This window comes from Nocardia alni, assembly GCF_019038435.1.
GTDB lineage: Bacteria > Actinomycetota > Actinomycetes > Mycobacteriales > Mycobacteriaceae > Nocardia > Nocardia alni.
Window position 1 is genome coordinate 1 of the sequence record NZ_JAGPOX010000326.1, and the last position, 668, is coordinate 668.

The 668-nt window shown below is 57.8% G+C and carries 2 protein-coding genes; both read right to left on the bottom strand.

From position 1 onward, the window contains the following. Positions 1-333: hypothetical protein (locus JZ791_RS44155; protein WP_216903941.1), on the bottom strand; the 333-nt coding region annotated here is incomplete at its 3' end. A 65-nt stretch (positions 334-398) separates the two neighbouring features. Next, the coding region (locus JZ791_RS44160; RefSeq protein ID WP_216903943.1) for a type II toxin-antitoxin system RelE/ParE family toxin at positions 399-668 on the bottom strand (270 nt) is incomplete at its 5' end.

Below are 668 nucleotides of genomic sequence, written 5' to 3' on the forward strand. Positions count from 1 at the left end.
GGTTGAAAGCCAGGCAAGGGCCAACCGAGGCATGGCGCCGTAGGGCACGACCTGCAAAACCGGTCCATTGCCCTCATCGAGAAAGCCAGCTTGTACCGTCAACCACGCCGCGCCCGACTGGCGCATGAAGTGCGCTCCATCTACCTTCGCGCGAGGCAAACCCACCTGGCACATGACCGAGTGCATGAACGCGAAATCGTTGCCAGTCGGCGACTGGCCCATGATGTCAGCACTGGCTGAGATCAGCTCGATCTCGCGCTTCGTGGGCAGTTTCCGAGCAGCTGCGGCCACTCCCTGCTTTCGTGTGATTTTGCTAGGATCTGTCATGGTCATCCTTTCCTCCCCAGGACTTGGCCAAAGCCCGGACTGTTGACGCAGTCTCGGGCTCTTTTTTTGCATCAAGCTACTTGTTGAGCGGCATGCAGCAGCCGCAGAATTTCCACCGTGCTGGTGTCGGGCAGCAATCGATAGAACACGATGTAGTTCTTGTGAACCACCAGCTCCCGTACACCCTTCTGTAATCCTGGTCGGCCTGAGCGCCCCAGCATTGGGTGATCGGCAAGCTTCTGTGCTTTTTCCCGTAGCTCTTGGCCAAAAGTCTCAGCACGAGTGGGGTTCCCCTTGGCGATGTAGTCGATGATCCCGTCGAGGTCGTTCCTGTCTCTTAT